This window comes from uncultured Brachyspira sp. (assembly GCF_949287625.1).
Taxonomy (GTDB): domain Bacteria; phylum Spirochaetota; class Brachyspiria; order Brachyspirales; family Brachyspiraceae; genus Brachyspira.
In genome coordinates, this window is the sequence record NZ_CASEGO010000051.1 from 1 (window position 1) to 18,414 (window position 18,414).

Genomic DNA, 18,414 nt, shown 5'->3' on the forward strand with positions numbered 1-18,414 from the left:
CTGTGCATAATTTTTTTATATTATTATTATTTAAATTAAAATAAATTTTATAATATTTTTAATTTTTTTATTATTTTAATCAAATTTTCAATAAATATTATTATCAAATAAAATAAAAAATTATACAACATAACAAAACCATAAATTATATATATAATAATTAACTTGACAATAGTATTATATTAAATTATAATTTATTAAAGTAAAATTATTTAAAATTAAAAGAGGTTTTATTATCTATGTCAAAAGAATCGTATAAAGACAGAATGGAAAAAGCTATTTCAAGTTTGCAAAATGATCTAAAAGGTATAAGAACAGGAAGAGCTAATGCTTCTATATTAGACGGAGTTAAAGTAGAGGCTTATGGAAGCAATATGCCGTTAAAACAGGTTGGAAATGTTTCTACTCCAGATTCAAGAACTATTATGATACAGCCATTCGATAAAGGATTGGTTAGCGACATAGAAAAAGCTATATTGAAAGCTGATTTAGGTTTTAATCCTTTCAATGATGGCGGTAATATAAGAATAGTTGTTCCTGAACTTACAAAAGAAAGAAGAGAAGAATTAAAAAAAGGTGTAAGACATAGAGGCGAAGAAGCTAAAATTGCTGTACGAAATATAAGAAGAGATGAAAATGATAAAATAAAAAAAGAATTAAAAGACAAAACAATCACTGAAGATGAATCAAAATCTCAGGAGAAAAAAATACAAAATGAAACAGATGCCTACATCAAAAAAATAGATGAAATGATTAATACCAAAGAAAAAGAATTAGATACTATATGATTGAACAGAATACCCCAATACATGTAGCTATAATTATGGACGGCAATGGAAGATGGGCTAAAGCTCATAATAAAAGCAGAAGTTACGGACATAGAGCTGGAAGTGAAAACGTAATTAATATAGTAGAAGCCTCTGGAGAGCTTAATATAAAATACTTAACTTTATATGCTTTCTCCACCGAAAATTGGAAAAGACCTGAAGAAGAAAAAAAAGCTCTTTTTCAATTATTAAAAGAATTCTATAAAAAAGAAATAAAAAGACTGATTTCTAATAATATACTGGTAAAACATATAGGAGATATTTCTGCTTTTCCCAAAGATACTATAAAAACTATAGAAGAAACAGAAAAAGAAACATTGGAAAAATGTAAAAATCCGATATTAACTGTAGTATTAGCTTTAAATTATGGTTTTAGAGATGAACTGAAAAATGCTGTAAAAAATATATGCTATGATGCTAAAAATAATAAAATAGATATAGAAAATATTGATGAAAACTTTATTCAAAATTATCTATATACAAAAGATATGCCGGACCCAGATCTTATTATAAGAACGTCTGGAGAGGCTAGACTCAGCAATTTTCTTATGTATCAAGCCTCATACAGTGAGTTATATTTTACTGATGTATTATGGCCTGATTTCTCTAAAGAAGATTTTAAAAAAGCTATAGAAGAATATTCAAACAGAAATAGAAGATACGGAGGCCTATAATTTTATTATGAAGAAAAGACTAATATCCGTAGCAGTTACATTGCCGCTCTTTACTATAATATTGCTTTATGATAAAGTTATTTCTCTGTTTCATTTGTTAATATTATCAATATCAATTTTTAGTGCCTCTGAAATATTTTATATGGCTAAAGTTCATAGACAAAAAAACTTAAGAACTGTTGTTGCCACTATGATAGCTATGGTATTAGGTTATATCATAACTATTTGCGGTGTTAATATATTCAAAGGCGATTTTTCAGCACTTTATAAAATAATAGAAACAAAAAATCCTTCTATGGATCTATCATTAGTTATGGTTTTTGCCTTAATAGCGGCACTATTTATCATAAATATATTTAAAGTTAATGTTTCAACTTTTGAAGAAAAAGGAAGAGCAATATTAACAGCCGTTTTCTGTTTTATATATGTAGGTTTGGGTGTGTGGCATATATCTCTTATGCGTTTTATGCCAAGCGGTAAATATTATATAGTTTTTATATTATTATGTGCTTGGCTAAGTGATACTGGCGGATATGTAATAGGAAGAAAACTAGGAAAGCATAAACTTTCCAATAGTGCCTCTCCAAATAAAAGCTATGAGGGATTGGTTGGAATGTTTATATTTACAATACCTATAGGAATTTTATACTATTATCTATATTCTAAGGGATATTTGTCTCCAATACTTGGAAAAAATATACCAAACTTTACATTGCTGCAAATAATGCTATTAACTTCAATATTTACTGTAACTGGATTTCTTGGAGATATGGGTGAAAGTCTCATAAAAAGAATGTATGATACCAAAGATTCAAGTAAATTATTTCCAGGTCATGGGGGAGTATTTGATATATTTGACAGCGTTATACTAACAGCCCCTATTTCGTATTATATATTTCTTATATTACAATAAATTTGTAAAAAATACATATTATTAACCTTTTTTAAATCAATAAAATTGCTTTTTACAATATAAGTAGTATAATAAATTTACTTATATTACTAAGGAGTTATCATATGAAACATTATTTAAATCTGTTTCTAATCACTTTATTTTCTATAGTTCTTTTTTCATGTAATGGTGCAGAAAAAAAACAGGCTGAAATAGTAAAGCTGCCTGCCATAGATGAAAATACTGAAACAGAACTTATTGTATGGGGTTGGAATGTAGCTGCCAAAGCATTAGAAGAAACGGCAAAAACATTCAATGAAAAATATCCTAAAATAAAAATCACTGTACAGGAATTCGGCGGAGCAGGACAATTATATGAAAAAGCAGGAGTTGTATTATCTTCAGGACAAGGTGTTCCAGATATTATGCAGCTTGAAAGTGATTATGTTCAAACTTATGCAGAAACTTATCCTCAATATTTTTTAGATTTAAAATCATTAGCTCCAAAAGATATTGATATAAAAGTTGACCCTTCTAAAGTATCTACAAGCTATGACACAGAAGGAAAATTAGTAGCTATAGCTTGGGATTCTGGTCCTGTAGTAGTATTTTATAGAGCAGATTTATTTAAAGAAGCTGGAATTGATCCTAACAGCATAACTACTTATGATGAATATATAGCTGCTGGAAAAAAATTCCAAGAAAAATTTCCTAATATGAAATTCCTAGGAAATATGTTCATTCAAGATGACGGAGTATGGAGAAATTTGATGGTTCAAAATAATACATACTACTTAAATAGAAACGGAGAGGTTACTATATCTTCCCCAGCTGCTATAGAAAGCACAAAAGTATTAAGAAGTTTCTTAGATGAAGGTATAATGGCTAATACTGTTAATTGGGACGGTTCTATTAGAGCTAATAAAAGCGGAGAAGTAGCTACTTATATATCTGGAGCTTGGTGGGCTGGTACTATAAAAGACCAAATGCCAGAAATGAAAGGAAAATGGGGTATTATGCCTATGCCTGCTTATTCTAAAGGAGGAGTTAGAGCCTCTTCTCATGGCGGTTCTACTTTAACAATTACAGCTTCAGATCCTATAAAACAGGCTGCTGCTTGGGCTTTTATAGAACATTCTTTATTAAATGTAGACAATCAATTACTTATGTATAAAAATTACGGCTTGTTCCCATCATATTTGCCTGTTTATGATGATGCTAGATTCCAAGAGGCTGATGAATATTTCGGAGAAGGATTTAACCAAATGTTAGGTGATATAACTAAACAGATACCTGCTGCTATTTATACTTCATCTGATTACTCTGAAATTCGTAATATATGCGTTGCTGCCTATGAAGCCATTTTAAATAATAATGCTGATATACAAAAAACTTTAGATGATGCTGCTGTGCAAATAAGCGGTGCTACTGGAAGAAAAATAGCAAAATAATAATATAAAATATTAATATTTATAAAAAACACTTATAATATTTAATATTTATTAATAGGAGTTTATTATGATAAAAAAATTATTTATTATGATTTTTATTGCTTCTATATTATTAATATCCTGCAATAATAAAAATCAGACTTCCACAAAAACCGTTACAGAACTTCCAGTCATAGACGAAAATACAGAAACTGAGATAACTGTATGGGCTTGGAATGTTGCTGCTAAAGCATTAATGGAAACTGCAAAAATATTTAATGAAAAATACCCTAAAATAAAAGTTAATGTTCAAGAATTTGGATTAGCTCAAAATGTATATGAAAGATATGGAGTAATATTATCTTCAGGCAATGGTGTTCCAGATATTATACAAATAGAAAGTGATTACATACAAACATATGCCGAAAGCTATCCTCAGTATTTTTTTGATATGAAAGATTATATTGATATTGAAGGTGTAGTAGATCCTTCTAAAATTGCTTCAAGCTATGATAGTACTGGAAAATTGGTATCTATACCTTGGGACTCTGGTCCTGTAGTAATGTTTTATAGAATAGATATGTTTGAGGAAGCAGGAATAGACCCTAACTCTATCATTACTTTTGATGACTATATTAAAGCAGGAAAAAAATTGCAGGAAAAATTTCCTAATGTATATATGACAGGACTTCCTTTTACTCAAGATGAAAATTTATATAGAGCGTTATTAATAGCTAATAAATCATATTATTTAAATGCTAAAGGCGAAATAACAGTATCATCAGCAAAAGCAGCAGAAACTCTTACAATGATAAAGACACTTATTGATGAGGGAATAGCCAAAAATGTTGTTAACTGGGACGGTTCTATAGTGGCCAATAAAAATGGAGAAGTTGCTTCATATATGATTGGAGGCTGGTGGGGAGGCACCATAAAAGATCAAATGCCTGAAATGAAAGGAAAATGGGGAATTATGCCTATACCTGCTCTTAATAATGATGCCGTAAGAGCTTCATCATCAGGCGGTGCTGGATTATCAATAACAGCTACCGATCCAATTAAACAAGCTGCAGCTTTAGAATTCATAAAAGAAAGTTTAATGGATGTAGACAATCAGATTATGATGTACGAACAATTTAGTTTATTCCCTTCATATCTGCCCGCTTATGATGACCCTAGATTCTTAAAATCTGATGAATATTTTGGAGATAATTTTAATAAAATATTAGCAGATGTGACAAAACAAATCCCTAATGTTATATATAATTCTGATGATTTTGCTGAAATTAGAAATACAGTTGTAAGTACTTATGAAGATGTCATAAACAATAATAAGGATATAACATCAGCATTAGAAGAAGCAGCAAATCAAATAAGCGGTGCTACTGGAAGAAAAATAGCAAAATAATAATATTATAATTAAATAATATAAGCGTTCTGTCTAATAATGCAGGACGCTTTTTTATTTATAGCATTATAAAAAACATACCAGATTAATATGGAAATTTAATTGCTTGAGTTATTATAAAAGAGTAATATAATAATCTTATATATAATTAATAGTCTATTTTTTAGAAGTTAAATCTTAATGAAAATATATCTTTTCATAAAAAATAATATGATATCGCTCTATTTTCAAATTGATTTTTCTATTAAATATTACTATAATATAAGATATAATAAATTATAGGAGTACTTTATGATTAAGAACTACTTTTATCGTCTATTAATGGTATCGATTACAGTAATTATGCTCTCCTGCTCTGGAAATAATGCAGCAGAACAAACTGAAGTGAACTTACCAATAATAGATCCAGATACTGAGACCGAACTTACAGTTTGGGGCTGGAATGTAGCTGCTAAAGCATTAATGGAAACAGCAAAAACATTTAATGAAAAATACCCTAAAATAAAAATTAATGTTCAGGAATTTGGCGGTCCGCCTCAATTATATGAAAAAGCAGGTGTTGTATTATCTTCAGGTCAGGGAATACCAGATATAATGCAGATAGAAAGCGATTTCATTCAAACTTATTCTGAAACCTACCCTCAAAGATTTTTAGATTTAAAAACTTTAGTTCCTACAAATTTTAACTCTATTGTAGACCCATCAAAAGTTCCTACAAGTTATGATACTGAAGGAAAACTAACTTCTATACCTTGGGATTCAGGTCCTGTAGTAATATATTATAGAGAAGATTTATTCAAAGAAGCGGGAATAGATCCTAACACCATTGAAACTTATGATGATTTAATTGCAGCTGGAAAAGACTTGCAGGCAAAACTACCTAATGTAAAATTAACTGGTTTCAGCTTTACTCAAGATGACGGTGTATGGAGAACTTTAATGGTTCAAAATAATATATACTATCTTGATACAAACGGAAATATTACTCTATCATCCCCAAGAGCTGTAGAAAGTATGCAGCTTGTAAAAAGATTAATATATGAAGGACTAGTATTAAACACAGTAAACTGGGATACTGGAATAAGAGCACATAAAAACGGAGAAATAGCTATGAGCTTTAACGGCGGCTGGTGGGGCGGCACTATGAAAGATCAAATGCCTGAAATGTCTGGTAAATGGAGAGCTATGGAAATACCTGCTTATACTCAAGGCGGAGTAAGAGCCTCTTCTTTAGGCGGTTCTACTCTTACTATAACTGCTACAGACCCTATTAAACAGGCTGCTGCTTAGGCTTTTATAGAACATTCTCTTCTTAATACTGACAGTCAGCTTTTAATGTATGAAAAATACGGACTTTTCCCTTCTTATCTTCCTGCTTATGAAGATGAAAGATTCTTACAGCCTGATCCTTATTTCGGAAATCAAAACTATAATGAACTGTTAGGTAAAGTTACTAAAAATATACCTCCTGCTTTATACAATTCTGATGATTATTATGATTTAAGAAATGTAGCAGTAAGTGCATATGAGGAGATTATAAATAATAATTCTGATATACAGGAAACTTTGGATGCAGCTGCTCAGCAGGCAAACAGTATAACTGGAAGAAAAATAATAAAATAATAATTTTTATTACTAGTAACAAAATAGAATTAAAAATTTAATAATTTTATTAAAAATTATATTTATACGGTATTAAAAAATCATTTAATACCATATAATCTTATAAAATAAAAAATAATAAGGAGGGCGGCAGATGCAATTAAAGAAAAATATTACCCCATGGCTCTTTATTGCTCCAGCTTTAATATTTATAGTTTTATTCAGCATATATCCGCTTATAGAAACTATATTCCTAAGCTTTATGACTCAAACCAGAGGTCATTTAGTATTTAACGGCATTAATAATTTCAAAAGATTATTTTCAGATCAATACTTTTACGTATCTTTAAAAAACTCTTTAATATATTTAATTATACAAGTTCCTATAATGACATTATTAGCTATAGTTCTTTCTATAGCACTTCATAGAGGAATTACAAAATTAAAAGGATTATACAGAACAGTATTTTTTATACCATTTATTGTAGAATCTGTAGCATACAGTTTAATATTTGTAATACTATTTCAGGAAAGAGGAGTAATAAATTATTTATTATCTTTATTTAATTTACAGCCAGTTATGTGGCTTACTCAGACTTGGCCTGCTAGAATAGTAATAATGCTTATAATGACTTGGAGATGGACTGGATATAATATGATTATAATATTGGCTGGACTTCAGGGAATACCAGAAGATTATTATGAAGCTGCTACTATTGACGGAGCTAATGCTTGGCAGCAGTTTGTTCATATTACAATTCCAATGCTTAAGCCTGTTATATTATTCTCTACCATACTATCAACTATAGGTACTCTAAACCTATTTACAGAGCCTTACCTTCTAACAAACGGAGGACCTAATAATTCAACTATAAGTTTGGGATTATACATATACAGACAGGCATTCCAATCTATTAACTTAACTTATGCTGCTACAATATCAGTGGCTATACTTGTAATAGTAGGATTTCTTTCTAGGCTTCAATTGAAATTTGGAGGGGATAAAAAATGACAAGAGCAAAACAGCAAAAAATAACTAGAATAATATTATATATTGTTCTTACAATAGGTATGATAGCATGTGTTTACCCGCTATTTTTTATGTTAATAGCTTCTACAAGAGTATCAGGCGATATATTTTTATTTCCGCCTCCTATGACTTTTGGAGACAATTTTTTTGAAAACTTAAAAAATTTGCAGGAGAGAATACCTATATGGTATGCATTATTTAATTCATTTAAAATTGCTGTTATATATACTATTATTAATTTATTAGTATGTTCAATGGCAGCATACTCTATTTCTAAATTTAATTATAAAGGAAGAAATATAGTATTTGTAATTATAATGCTTACAATGATGCTTCCTGCTCATGCTAAATTAGTTCCTTTATACAGAATGATGACTGCTTTAAATATACAAGATACTCATTTAGCAATAATACTTCCAGATATAGCAGGAGCTTTCGGTATATTTTTAATGAGGCAGAACTTCCATTCTGTTCCTGATACTCTGATAGAGGCTGCTAGAATAGACGGTGCTAATGAATGGACTATATTTATAAAAATAGTTATGCCTTTAATGATACCTGCTTTAACTGCTTTGGGAATATACATGTTCGTTGCTGAATGGACTAACTTTACTTGGCCTTTAATTATATTAAATACTCCTGAAAAATTTACATTGCCTGTAGCATTGGCTCAGTTGAAAGCCGATACTAGAATAGACTACGGACAAATTATGGTTGGTGCTATATTTGCTGTTGTTCCTATAATGGCAGTATTTTTAGCATTACAAAAATACTTTATATCAGGATTAACTGGAGGAGCTGTTAAAGAATAATAAAGAATAATATTTATTGTTATAATAGAATAAAACTTATTCCTACAAACTATTAAAAATATTGAAATAAAATTATTGAACAATAAAAAATAAAGGGGCTAATTTAATAATTAAGCCCCTTTTTTAATTTTTAATCAAATAATATTATGCACTATAAACTATATCGCCGTCAATTATAGTTTTTAGTACCTTTATATTTTTTATATCTTTCACATCAGTTTCAAATATATCTCTATCTAAAACTATAAAATCAGCTAATTTATCCTCTTCAATGCTTCCTTTAATATTATCTTCAGAAGACATATAAGCACTTCCCATAGTATACAAATAAACTGCATCTTTTACTGTAAGTTTTTCCTGAGGCATCCAGCCGCCTTCAGGCCAGCCGTTCAAATCCTCTCTATTAACAGCACAGTGTATACCTTCCATAACACTAATACCATCAACAGGACCAGCAGAACCAAATCCTATCTTAACTCCCATATCCATAGCTGTTTTATAAGCATAGCTAGTAGAAGCCTTCTCATGTCCTACCCTATCCTCTACAATATGCATATCATAGTGAAGGAATATAGGCTGATAATATATACCTACATTTAACTGCTTCATTCTTTCAAATAATTCTTTATCTGTTATCTGACAATGAACTAAACCATTTCTTCTATATTTAAAATCTTTAGTATCTTTTATTTTTTCTATTGAGTTTAATGCCATGTCAATAGCACCGTCTCCAGTAGCCTGTATAGCCAAAGAATAATCCAAACTATTAGCATACCCTACTAATTCATCAAGCTCTTCCTGCTTATACTGAGTAACACCTTTAAAACCTTTAGCATCATTATAGTCATCTCTTAAAAGTGCTGTTCTTGAACCTATACCTCCGTCTATAATAACTTTTATGCGTGCTACTTTAAATCTTTCATCGTTAATATATTGATAATAATAATACTCTCTGAAATCATCTATATCTTTTTTATTGATAAACTGTGCCTGTTCACATACTCTTATTTTAAGTTTTTTCTCTCTGTTAAGTTTCTGATATGCATCTATTATTTTTCTATAGTCAAAGTCTGGCAAACTTCTCAAGTCATCTGTCTGTACAGAAGTAATACCCATTTTGAAAAATTGCTTCTGAGTATCTAATATTATTGATTTTAAAGTATCTATTTCCAATGATTTAATTTTTGATAAAATTAATATCATATCTTTAGAACTTATAAGTCCGTTTTCAAAATCGATACTGTCAGATTTCATTTTTTCAGTAACACCGCATAATTCAAGAGCTTTGCTATTTGCAACTATCATCTCACCGCATATTCTTCTAAAAGCTACTGGATATTCACTAGATATTTGATCCAAATCATTTTTATTAAGCATTCTTTTCTCTTCAAAATAATCCTGATTCCAGCCCCAGCCTATAATCCAGCCTTCATATTTTTCAGCGTTTTTGGCTAATTCAATAACCTCTCTTATAGACTCACATTTACTCAAATTAAGCATAGTATTAAAACGGGCAAAACCTACAAAATTAACACAGCTGTCATTAAATCCCGGTATAACAGTTCTGCCTTCCAAATCAATAATCTCTTCAGCATCTGCATATTTTTTTAACACCTCTTCATTAGTTCCTGCAAATGCTATTCTGCCGTTTTCAACAGCTAAAGCTTCATAAATACTGTCGTTTTTATCCATAGAGTAAATCTTAGCATTTTTAAAAATTCTCATAATTTGACTATCTCCTACATTTTATTTTACTTACAACATAGCCTTTATACTGTCTATCTCTTCATTGACCAAAAGCCATTCGTTTTCAGTTTCTTCTATTAATCTTTTTACTTCCAATAAACGCTTACTCTTCTCATCATCATAACTTGAAGAAGTCTCAAAAAACTTTAATATATCCGCCTCTTCTTTCTTATAATCCTCAATTTGTTTTTCATGCTTTTTCAGAATAGATTCGCATTTTGAAAGTTTATTTCTAATTTTTTTTCTCTCTTCATAATTGCTATTATTTTTTTCTTCAGTATTATTACTATTTTCTTTAATGCTGTTTTTTTCCTGATATTCTAATTCCTTTTCTTCCTCTTCCAATGCTTCAATTCTCACCCTATAAACATAAGCCTCATAATCCCCAGAATAAAGCGAAAGTTTTTTATCCTTAACTTCTATTATGGTATCAGCAAGCATACTGGCAAAAGTTCTGTCATGCGAAGTAAAAAATATTGTTCCGCCGTAATCTCTTAAAGAGGATGCAAGTGCCTCAACAGTTTCAAAATCCAAATGGTTAGTAGGTTCGTCCAAAATAAGAACATCAGCACATTGTGTAATGGCAGCAAGAAGTGAAAGCCTAGCCATCTCGCCTCCGCTTAAAACCTTTACATCTTTATTAACATCTTCGCCTGAAAATAAAAAACTTCCTAAAAGTGTTAAAAGTTCTTGAGTTAATAGTCCCTGCTTGGCATTCTTTTTTAAATATGACAAAACTGTATCATTTGAGGTTACATTTTTATAAGTATCTTCTCCGAAATATGCTATCTTTATACCGTATGAATAATTATAACTTCCAGATACGGGCTCAAGTCTTCCAGCTATAGTTCTTAAAAAAGTAGTTTTACCCTCTCCGTTTTGACCTAAAACAGCAACTCTGCTTCCTCTTGCTATTTCTATACGTCCGCTTTCAGCAACTATTTTCTCACCGTATCCAACAGCCAAATCATCGGAAATAAGAGCAAAACCTTTTTTCTCTGGAACTTCTGGAAGTTTTATCCTAACATTTTTTGCTGGATGTGTAATTTCTATAGTTTTTAATTTTTCTATCTGCTTTATACGCGATTGTACAGCTTTTGCCTTTGTAGCTTTATACCTAAATCTTTCAACAAATCTCTCTAAATGTGCTTTTCTCTCTTCTACATTTTTATTATACTTTTTTATTGTATACTCTTTTTCCTCTTTATATTCAAAATAATCTTCTATATTACCTGGGAAATAAGTTATTTTGCCGTTTTCCATTTCTATAGTTTTTTCGCATGTGGTTTTTAAAAACTCTCTATCATGCGAAACTATTAAAAATCCGCCGTTATAATCCATTAAAAAATTTTCTAAATCTATCAATGTATTTAAATCCAAGAAGTTTGAAGGTTCATCGAGTATTAAAAAATTAGGCTCATAAAGCATCATCTCAGCAAGTTTTACACGCATTCTATAACCGCTTGATAAACTTCCTAAATTATAATTAATCTTTATATGATCTATCCCGAATCTACTCGCTATTTTAGAGCATTTCCAAGATTCTTTTGATGTTACTCTTGTAAGATAATCTATTACTTTTTCACTCTCATCAAAATCACCCTGCTGACGCAAATAACCTATTCTCACATCATCAGAAAATATTATCTCTCCGTCATCAGGCTCTTCAAGCCCCATAAGAATTTTTAAAAGAGTAGTCTTTCCTGCTCCGTTTCGTCCTATCATGCCTATTTTTGATTTTTCTTCTATAAGCAAATTAACATTATCAAGCAGAACTTTGTGAACAAATCTCTTGGATATATTTACTATGTTTATAATACTTCTAGCCATTTCTTTTTTTACTTAAAAAATTTTATATTTTAAAAAATGATTTTATAATAATTTTAAAAAATATTCAAATACAAAAATAAAAATAATTCTATTAAATTATAGTATTATTCTTTTGTAATATTATCTAGTTTATAAACTAAACTCTTAAAATATTTTCCCCTTTCCTCATAATTTTTAAACATATCAAAACTAGCACATCCTGGGGAAAGTAAAACAGTATCACCATTTATAGATATTGCAGAAGCATAATTAAAAGCGTCTGTAAAATCTTTTATAATAATCTTATTCTCAAAATGTATCATATCATCAAGAGCTTCAGCAGCCTCTCCAATAAGTATCAATTTTTTTACTCTGCTTTCTATAAGATTATTTAAAGAAGTAAAATCTATATTTTTATTACGTCCGCCCATTATGAGTATAATATCCTTATCAAAAGATTTCAAAGCACTCATAACAGCATTCATCGATGTAGCTTTAGAATCATTAATGTATTTAACTCCGTTTATCTCAGCAACCAACTCTACCCTATGTTCTATACCCTTAAAATTATTAACAACATGCTCAATATGCTCTGCTGGTATATTATCTTTCAAACATACTAAAACTGCCGCAAGTATATTAGCAACATTATGTTTACCTAGTATTTTTCTTTCTTTTATAGAAAATAATTTTTCATTCTCATAATATATATACTCATCTTCTTCATTATAATAAATAGTTGCAAATTTGCTTTTTAATGAAAAAGTTAAAAGCTTCATTTTGCAGTTATTATTAAGTTCATTATACCAAATATTAGTATAAATATTATCATAATTAAGTATGAGAAAATCATTTTTATTTTGATTGATACTTATATTTTTTTTGGCATTGAAATATTCTTCTATATCTTTATATCTGTCAAGATGATCTTCTGCAATATTCAGTACTGCTGCTATATGAGCATGAAATTTCTCAACTGTTTCTAATTGAAAACTTGAAAGCTCTAATACAATATCTTCATCTGGCTCTATAGTTTCAACCTCTTTAGAAAAAGTATTTCCTACATTGCCTACAAGTCTTGCCTTTTTGTATGAACTTATTATTTTATGAATAAGTGTAACTGTAGTAGTTTTTCCGTCTGTACCTGTTACTGCTATATAATTTCTATTAGGCAAAAGATTATAAGCAAACTCTATCTCTCCTATTATTTTTATGCCTCTTCTTTTAGCTTCTTTTACTATCTCTATAGTATGCGGAATACCCGGAGAAATTATTATAAGAGTTATACCATCTAAAATAGATATTTCCTGATTTCCAAAAAAGAGTTTGGCATTTTTATCTTTTAATGCCTCTATACTATCCTGAAGCTGTTCTTCTGTTTTGCTGTCGCTTAGAGCATATTTTATATTGATATTTAAACTTGTATTAATATCATATAAAATATTTGCTATACTTACACCGCTTCTTACAGCGGCACCCAATATCAAAATATTTTGTTTTTTTAAGACTTTTATATATGTTTTATTCAAATCGAGAATCATTTTAACACACCAAATAATTATTTTTTATAGAGACTAATTATAACAAAATAATAATAAATTTAAATGCCTTATTCTTCATTAGATAAAAATTAATTATTACATAATAATAAAACTATATATTAATTTCTTTTATAGTATCATTCTCAATATAATATATAATACCAAACATATCACTAAAAAAGCAATTATTATTATTGATAACTGCGATATTTTTTAAAGTACTATTTTTAATATTATAGCTATTAACATTTATACAATATTCATTAAAATCCAAAGCTATTAAATTATCTTTATAAAAATATAACTTACCATGCACTTCATTATTTTCATCTAAACTAAATAAATTAATATTAACAGATTTATAACTTTCTAAATATCTATACTTATCACTATTATCTATTTTTATATCATCTATATTATAAAACATTAATTGATTATAAACAAAATCTTCATCATTAAAATTAGTATTATCACAAGCCAAAACAAATCTTTTATTATCTATAAAAGTTAAAGGTCTATCCCAATTATAACCGCTTATATATTTATTAACAACATCTGTTTGGCATTTCTCATATTCCCTTAAAAACTCTTCAATATTAAAATATCTTATACAGTCAATAGGATTCCATACCCAGCCGTTAGAAAGAAAATGTTTATAATCTTTTGATACTAATAAATTGCTGTGAAAATAATCTATACCAAACTCTTTTTCATCTCTGTTAATATCTGTTATCATCTCTTTAGTTTTTAAATTCATTATATTAAGAGTATTCCATTTAGTTTGAGTTATAAGATGTATTTCATTATCAATAATACAAAATTCATTTGAATAGCTTGAATATTTAGAATAGTAATCCTCTCTCTGTAAATTAATAATATCCAATGTTTCTATATTTACAACAGCAGAGTTTAATCCTTTCTCCTCAGTTATACATATATAAGGATACATTAATTTTAAAACTGTAACTTCTTTTTTTAAATCTATATTCTCTATTTTTTTTAACTCTTTATAAGAATTATCTTTTTTATTATATTTGATTAATTTAGCATCGTCAGTAAATAAGAAATATTCTTCTAAGTTTTTATCATTTAAAACAGCATTTTCTATCATAATGTTTATTATAAAATAAAAACGAAAAATATCAATAATAGTCTATATACCCCGCCCACCCGCCCCAAATTTTTATTATTAGACTAGAATTTCTATTTATAAGCCTCTATATGTATAGTAGGTTCTATATTTAATTTTTTTCTTATTTCATTTTCAAATACACTTACATTATTATGAGCTTCAAAAACTGTCATGTCTTTTGGGAAACGCATATGAAAAGTTATTTCACTATGATCTCCGTAAGTATGTATATGAAAGTGATGCAAATTAGCAGCGTCATCATTTATATTAAGTTCTTTAGCTATATCATTGATACTTTTAATAATCTCTTCTGAAGGATACTCGCCTATCAAAGGTTTTATACTAGATTTAATAACATCAAAAGCAGCATAAAATATTACAAGAGAAACTAATATGCTTAATACACCGTCTATCCACCAGAAACTTTTTCCAAACAAAATACCTACTAATATAATTATAGAAGTAACACTATCGCTTCTATGATGCCAAGCGTCTGCATATAATGATTTAGCTCCAGACTTTCTATATCCCCATAAAGAATACTGAGCTAAAAGTTCTTTGACCAAAATAGAAACAACCATAGCTACTATTGCCATCGTAGTAAATGAGGCTGTTTTTTTATTCATAATATTTTTTATAGCCTCAGAGAAAAAGCTATAACCAATAAATACAAGCATAATACCCACTATAAAACTAGTTATAAGTTCTATTCTTCCATGTCCGAATGGATGTTCTTTATCTGGAGGTCTTTTAGAAAATACACCTCCTATTATAACTATAACACTGCTTATACAATCGCTCAATGAATGCCAAGCGTCCGCCATAATGGATAAAGAACCTGTTAAAAGTCCTACTATATACTTAAAAGCAAATAACAATATGTTTATGATAACAGATACCACACCCTCTATTATCATATATTTTGATTTTTTTTCATTACTAACATGATTCATTTTATGACCCCAAATTTAATTTTTTAATCTTTTTAGGATAAAGAATTTAATATAAAATGTCAATTATATAAATATAAATTGTTGTTTACAGATTAGAATGTTTTAACTTTATATAAAAATATTATAACTTATATATGATAAATCAAAATAAAATTAAGAACTTGATAAAAGTTATTTTTTTTGTTAATATACTTTTATATGATTTAGATAATTAAAAATTAATAAAAATATATGCAAAAAAGGAGAACAAATAATATGTCAAATATAGCATTTTTATTTCCAGGTCAAGGTTCGCAGTGTGCAGGTATGGGAAAATCTTTGTATGATAATGTTGCTGAATCTAAAGCAATATTCGATAAGGCTGCAAATATATTAGATGATGTAGATATTAAATCATTATGTTTTGAAGGTACAGAAGATGACCTTAAAAAAACAGAAAATACTCAGCCTGCTTTGGTTACAGTAGGTATTGCTGTTTATGAAGCATTAAAAGCAAAAGGAGTTAAAGGTAATTTATTTGCAGGTCATAGCTTGGGAGAAATTACTGCTCTTTCTGCTGCGGGTTATATATCATTTGAAGATGCTGTAAAAATAGCAAGAACAAGAGGTCTTCTAATGGCTAAAGCTGGTGCTGATGCTCCTTACGGAATGGCTGCAGTACTTGGATTAAATTATGATGATGTTGCTAAATGTATGCCTGAAAATAAAGAGGTTGTTGCGGCTAATTATAATTTAAAAGATCAAATAGTTATATCTGGTTTATTAAGTGCAATTGAAGCAGTTACTCCTAAACTTCAGGAGGCTGGTGCTAAAAGAGTATTGCCTTTAAAAGTATCAGGTGCTTTTCACTCTCCATTTATGAAACCTGCTGCTGACAGCTTAAAAGAGTTTTTAGAAAAAATAGAGTTTCATAAAAATGATAATAAAGTTTTATCTAATGTTACTGCTGAAGTTCATAAATTTGATTCTATAAAAGAAAATTTATATAAGCAAATGTTCTCTACTGTTAGATGGTATGAAAGCATGCTTAATATTCAAAAACAAGGTATTACAAAAGTCTTTGAATGCGGACCTGGTAAAGTATTAGTAGGTATGAGCAAAAAAATCACTCCAGATATTGAATCTGTTTGTGTGTTTGATATAGACTCTTTAAATGCTGCTTGTAATTAATTTTAATAATAATATAAAGGCAGGATTTATGATTATTTCCTGCCTTTTGTTTTGCAGAAATTTTTTAAAATAAAAAGGACATATAAGATTAATTATATGCCCTTTTATTTTATACTATATTTAAATTAATATTATTATATTAAAAAATTATAGCTTACCAACCAAATCAATACCAGGTTTTAAAGTTTTAGCACCAGGTTTCCATTTAGCAGGACAAACTTCGCCGCCATGTTCAGCTACATATTGAGCAGCTTGTACTTTACGTAGTAATTCATTAGCATCTCTTCCGATTCCCATGTCATGTACTTCATAAGCTTTGATTTGACCTTCTGGATTCACAATGAAACTTCCGCGGAAATTCTGACCAGCTTCATCTACATATACTTCAAAGAATCTTCCTAATACTCCAGTAGGATCTCCTAACATTGTGTATTTAAGATTTTTAATTGTTTCAGTAGCATCTGCCCAAGCTTTATGTACAAAGTGAGTATCAGCTGATACTGAATATACTTCGCAGTTGATCTTTTTTAAATCTTCATAAACAGTATTTAAATCTGCTAATTCTGTAGGACATACAAATGTAAAGTCAGCAGGATAAAAGAAAAATACACTCCATTTACCTAATACATCTTTTTTTTCAACAGTTTTGAACTCGCCGTTTTGATAGGCTTCTACTTTGAAATCTATTAGTTTTTTATTGATTAAACTCATTTTATAATTCCTTTTACCAATGTTTGTATACTCTAACAATACATTAAATAATAGTTTTTGTCAAGTAAAAAATAATATAAATTGATAAAAATTACTAAAAAAACAAAATTATTTTGGAATATACATAATAATTTTTAAATATATAGACTTTAAATAAAATTGACAAAATAATTCTGCTGTAATAAAATAATAAAACTAAATAAAAAATAGAGAATAAAAATATTATGAAAGACTTTAATAATCAAGAATTAGAAATACTAAAATATATAAACAAATACTTACCTTTTAGAGAAAAGCATATACTTTATACAAGAGAGCTTTCTATAAAAATAGCAGAAAAATATGGGGTTGATACTGATAAGGCTTCTATTGCTGCACTTTGTCATGATTTGGGAAAAAGATATAAAGACGATGATATGCGTAAAATTATACTTGAAAATGATAATATAGAATATCCAAGCTATATAACAGGTGCTTTACTTCATGCAAGAGTTAGTGCTATAATAACAGAAAAAGAATTTAATATAACTGATAAAGAAATTTTAAAAGCTATAGAAAGCCATACAGTAGGACATGGAAATATGAGCATGCTTGAAAAAATAATATATGCTGCTGATTATCTTGAACCTACAAGAAAACTTGAAACAGCTGATAAAATAAGAGAAAAAATTTTTACG

General features: G+C 28.7%; 17 protein-coding genes. 11 read left to right on the forward strand and 6 right to left on the reverse strand.

Annotated features, from left to right (window positions below):
* Positions 1–239: 239 nt before the first annotated feature.
* The 9 genes from frr (at position 240) to Q1X91_RS09090 (ending at position 8,675) form a co-directional block, all read left to right on the forward strand.
* On the forward strand, positions 240–788 hold the full coding sequence (frr, locus tag Q1X91_RS09050) for a ribosome recycling factor (protein ID WP_020005811.1): 549 nt from the start codon (positions 240–242) through the stop codon (positions 786–788).
* Complete coding sequence (locus Q1X91_RS09055) at positions 785–1,501, forward strand: isoprenyl transferase (protein WP_300756141.1); 717 nt, start codon at positions 785–787, stop codon at positions 1,499–1,501. Before frr ends, Q1X91_RS09055 begins: the two co-directional genes overlap by 4 nt.
* A gap of 7 nt (positions 1,502–1,508) precedes the next feature.
* Positions 1,509–2,414: a phosphatidate cytidylyltransferase gene (locus Q1X91_RS09060; RefSeq protein WP_300756144.1), complete on the forward strand. Its 906-nt coding sequence runs from the start codon at positions 1,509–1,511 to the stop codon at positions 2,412–2,414.
* Between the two features lie 104 nt (positions 2,415–2,518).
* Positions 2,519–3,844, forward strand: a complete 1,326-nt coding sequence (locus Q1X91_RS09065; RefSeq protein WP_300756146.1) for an extracellular solute-binding protein — start codon at positions 2,519–2,521, stop codon at positions 3,842–3,844.
* Positions 3,845–3,911: 67 nt separating this feature from the next.
* On the forward strand, positions 3,912–5,231 hold the full coding sequence (locus Q1X91_RS09070) for an extracellular solute-binding protein (protein ID WP_300756149.1): 1,320 nt from the start codon (positions 3,912–3,914) through the stop codon (positions 5,229–5,231).
* A 291-nt stretch (positions 5,232–5,522) separates the two neighbouring features.
* Positions 5,523–6,521, forward strand: coding sequence for an extracellular solute-binding protein (locus tag Q1X91_RS09075; RefSeq protein WP_300756151.1), 999 nt, complete (start codon positions 5,523–5,525; stop codon positions 6,519–6,521).
* A 45-nt stretch (positions 6,522–6,566) separates the two neighbouring features.
* The gene (locus Q1X91_RS09080) at positions 6,567–6,854 is read left to right on the forward strand and encodes a hypothetical protein (protein ID WP_300756153.1); all 288 of its coding nucleotides are present in this window, start codon (positions 6,567–6,569) and stop codon (positions 6,852–6,854) included.
* 133 nt (positions 6,855–6,987) lie between these two features.
* A complete protein-coding gene (locus tag Q1X91_RS09085) occupies positions 6,988–7,845 on the forward strand; it encodes a carbohydrate ABC transporter permease (RefSeq protein ID WP_300756155.1) in 858 nt (285 codons plus the stop codon).
* Positions 7,842–8,675, forward strand: a complete 834-nt coding sequence (locus Q1X91_RS09090; RefSeq protein ID WP_096736086.1) for a carbohydrate ABC transporter permease — start codon at positions 7,842–7,844, stop codon at positions 8,673–8,675. Before Q1X91_RS09085 ends, Q1X91_RS09090 begins: the two co-directional genes overlap by 4 nt.
* Positions 8,676–8,819: 144 nt before the next feature.
* Here Q1X91_RS09090 and Q1X91_RS09095 read toward each other — a convergent pair whose 3' ends face one another.
* From Q1X91_RS09095 to Q1X91_RS09115, 5 genes are all read right to left on the reverse strand, one after another.
* Complete coding sequence (locus Q1X91_RS09095; RefSeq protein WP_300756162.1) at positions 8,820–10,400, reverse strand: amidohydrolase; 1,581 nt, start codon at positions 10,398–10,400, stop codon at positions 8,820–8,822.
* A 30-nt stretch (positions 10,401–10,430) separates the two neighbouring features.
* Positions 10,431–12,251 carry an ABC-F family ATP-binding cassette domain-containing protein gene (locus Q1X91_RS09100; protein ID WP_300756165.1) on the reverse strand — a complete coding sequence of 607 codons (1,821 nt, stop codon included), beginning with the start codon at positions 12,249–12,251 and terminating at the stop codon, positions 10,431–10,433.
* A 104-nt stretch (positions 12,252–12,355) separates the two neighbouring features.
* Positions 12,356–13,771, reverse strand: a complete 1,416-nt coding sequence (gene murD, locus Q1X91_RS09105; RefSeq protein ID WP_300756168.1) for a UDP-N-acetylmuramoyl-L-alanine--D-glutamate ligase — start codon at positions 13,769–13,771, stop codon at positions 12,356–12,358.
* 112 nt (positions 13,772–13,883) lie between these two features.
* Entirely contained in the window at positions 13,884–14,882 is a 999-nt protein-coding gene (locus Q1X91_RS09110; protein ID WP_300756171.1) for a hypothetical protein, read from the reverse strand.
* Between the two features lie 92 nt (positions 14,883–14,974).
* The gene (locus tag Q1X91_RS09115; protein ID WP_300756174.1) at positions 14,975–15,856 is read right to left on the reverse strand and encodes a cation diffusion facilitator family transporter; all 882 of its coding nucleotides are present in this window, start codon (positions 15,854–15,856) and stop codon (positions 14,975–14,977) included.
* A 255-nt stretch (positions 15,857–16,111) separates the two neighbouring features.
* Between Q1X91_RS09115 and fabD the strand changes: the two genes are divergently transcribed.
* Positions 16,112–17,026: an ACP S-malonyltransferase gene (fabD, locus tag Q1X91_RS09120; RefSeq protein WP_300756177.1), complete on the forward strand. Its 915-nt coding sequence runs from the start codon at positions 16,112–16,114 to the stop codon at positions 17,024–17,026.
* Positions 17,027–17,173: 147 nt separating this feature from the next.
* Here fabD and ahpC read toward each other — a convergent pair whose 3' ends face one another.
* Complete coding sequence (ahpC, locus tag Q1X91_RS09125) at positions 17,174–17,737, reverse strand: alkyl hydroperoxide reductase subunit C (RefSeq protein WP_013112873.1); 564 nt, start codon at positions 17,735–17,737, stop codon at positions 17,174–17,176.
* A 224-nt stretch (positions 17,738–17,961) separates the two neighbouring features.
* Between ahpC and yqeK the strand changes: the two genes are divergently transcribed.
* Positions 17,962–18,414: bis(5'-nucleosyl)-tetraphosphatase (symmetrical) YqeK (yqeK, locus tag Q1X91_RS09130; protein WP_300756182.1), on the forward strand; the 453-nt coding region annotated here is incomplete at its 3' end.